The sequence below is a fragment of the Flavobacterium limi genome, from assembly GCF_010645075.1.
Taxonomy (GTDB): domain Bacteria; phylum Bacteroidota; class Bacteroidia; order Flavobacteriales; family Flavobacteriaceae; genus Flavobacterium; species Flavobacterium limi.
Genome location: NZ_JAADZV010000026.1, coordinates 1 through 2,853 on the forward strand (window position 1 = coordinate 1; position 2,853 = coordinate 2,853).

A 2,853-nucleotide genomic window follows, 5' to 3' on the forward strand; every position below is an offset into this window, starting at 1 on the left:
CTAGCTCTGACTGTTCTTGCCCACAGACTCACAGTCACAGATGCACTTGTTGTTTCCTGACCCATTTAGATTCTTGGATGTCACACCCGGTTTTAGAAAGAAAACCAGGTGCATCTCATATGTGCGCCAGGATCAGTTTACACACATATGGTAGACGTCACAAGTGAATATCCATAACCATGCATAACGAAAGAGTATTATAGTGCATTTATTACAATCTCAGAGTTGACACAAATGTCATAGCGGAAGACTTAAATAAACGTTCATCTAACAAAGCAAAAGTGACTCCAACTCCACAGGCGTTAACTGGGGGAGACTCGCCTAGAACTCCTCAAAATCAGCAGTGAAATCCTCAAAATTCTCCCAATCTGAGCAGCATTCCGGGTGTAGTTGATGCAATAAAAGAAAGAAAGGCAACAAGTATGAGCACATGACGTACTCAGCAAATGTAATATGACATACAAGGCTGAGGCAAAAAGGTTGGCTGACCATACTGCTGTAAGCACTTTTAGTTGGTCAAGTTTTATTAAGCAACTATTTACTAGCAAATGAAAGTATATACCACCCACAAATTAATGAATGTCAAATTCCCAACATATTCGAGTAACCACGATTTAGATCATGTTCAAGTATGATTATCATGTAAGGGTCCAGGCCGCTCTTGACCGTGAGCACGGCTGTTATAACAGTTTTACACTCTGCAGAGGTTGTACACTTTCACCATAAGCCGTGATTCCCATTGCCCGAAAGCATGTACCCTTCCCACACCACGTGGACCGAATACTGGGTTTCACTATGAGACCTTTACAAAAGCGCTATAATAAATGATAGCCTGCTAAGGTTTCCAGTTCATAAGCAAAGCATAACCCTCCCTAATGAGATCTGTCTCTTACCAAAGCCCACAGCTCAAGAGGACCGAGCTATACCCCGTCAACCGCCGCACCTCTTGCCCCTTTCGGGTAAGGTTACCATCCACTAAAGTCCCTAATTAATTAGCCAAGACCAGAGCCATATGGTACTTATGGTTGCACTGTTTTCCTGGGTGGTTCTCCATGTTCCAATTAAAAAGATATGATCTTGCCAATTAATTATTTAAAAGAGTATATGGAACATAGAGTAGGGGTTCATTTAACCAATCCCAGTTGAGCAAACTAAGCATCATCTACCATCAAAATTAATTAAGTACCCCAAGCTGCAAGGTATGGTAAAGGAGACTAGGAAAATCCTTAATGGGACCCAACAATATTAATGCAAGCGATAAATAACAGTGTAATTAAAATGCATGTCATTTAGGTACAAACGGGTATGATCAAGGAATACTTGCCTTCTTCCCAACCCTGCTGCTGCTCAAAGTCTTCAACGACCGGATCTTCAAAGCTCTCCTCGAACGGCACGTTTCCTATACGCATCACACGAACACATACAAGAAAACAATACAATAAATAAGAAACAGTACACAAAACAATTCCAACAGAAGAAAACAACAGCACAAAACTAATCTACGCGTTACAACGAACGCGTGAGCGCGAGAATCACTAAAATCGGAGTTAAAACGCAAAAGATATGGCTTTTCTAAGGTTCAGGGACTTGCTGGCAAAGTTTTAAAAGTTCCAGGGGCTTAACTGCGAAAAACCAGGGGCTAAAACATAATTTGTATAAAACTACGAGGGCCTACGGGTAAAAAGACCAAAACAGGACCTCGGGTGCAATTTTAGATCTTGCAGGGGCTTAAACAAAAGAAAACAGGACCTATTCGTAATTATTTTTGAACTAAAGTGGACTGCGGGTTGATTTTCAAAAACTTTAAGGGCTTCTTTGCAAAACAGCCAAGGCTGACCGTTATTTGATTTATTTGACTCGGGGCTGGATCTATTGTGGGCCGTTGGATCACGATCTAACGGTTCAAATTAGATCGGGCCCCGGGGTTCGCCGGCGGGGAGAGTCGAGCGGCGGCGCTCTAGAGCGAGGGTTTCGCGAGAGCGGCGGGCGGATCACCAAGAAAAGGGCAAAGGCGGCGGCGGCCGTTATAAGACCCAGGGCGGCTCGGGTCCACGCCTTGGCGTGCGTGCCCGAGACGGCTGCGGCGACGCGGCCAAGCCCGGGTCGGACTCGAGCTTGAGTCCGGCTCGGGGACGACGGACCTGACAGGCGGGCCCCGCCTGTCAGCGACGCGGAAAGGAGAGGGCGCGGAGTGGGCCGGCGCGAGGAGAATGGGACGTTGCTGGGCCGGGAGAGGAATCGGGCCGGCTCGGGAGGAAAAGAGTAGAGGGGGTAAAAGCGGACCGGGCCAAAAGTTGGAGGGGCGAAAGCGAACCGGCCGAAGAGTTCAGGGGCTAAAATCGAACTCGGCCGATTTAAACTATTCTAAAACTCAAACAAAAGCAAATCAAATTCGAATTTAAACAGAATTTAAATTCCAACTTGATTTACTAGCAACCAAAAATATATGCACCAGCATGAATGCGACAAAAACTTATTTTGACTAAAATAATTATTTAATGTGATATTTAAATTGATAAAAGGCTAGAAATTCCAATTAAATCATAGAAAATTTATTTAAGCCTTAATAAATCCTAGAAAAATTCAGAGAGTTGCTAGTTGGTTTATGTGATGAAATTTAGGGTGTACAAACCTACCCCCCTAAAGAGAATCTCGTCCTCGAGATTCAGATGGATTAGAGAAAATCTGAGGAAATTCTGCCATCAACTCATCTTCCCTGTCCCAAGTTGCCTCACTTTCCGCATGGTGACTCCACTGAACTTTACACATCTTAATCACCTTACTCCTAGTAACTCTCTCAGCTGTCTCCAATATCTTAGCTGGATACTCCATGTAAGTCAGATCATCCTGCAC

Annotated in this window: 1 protein-coding gene; it reads right to left on the reverse strand. The window is 44.3% G+C overall.

Going from position 1 to position 2,853, the window contains the following annotated elements; genetic code table 11:
* Positions 1-2,640 precede the first annotated feature (2,640 nt).
* The coding region (locus GXM16_RS22765; protein ID WP_208797410.1) for a chromo domain-containing protein at positions 2,641-2,853 on the reverse strand (213 nt) is incomplete at its 5' end.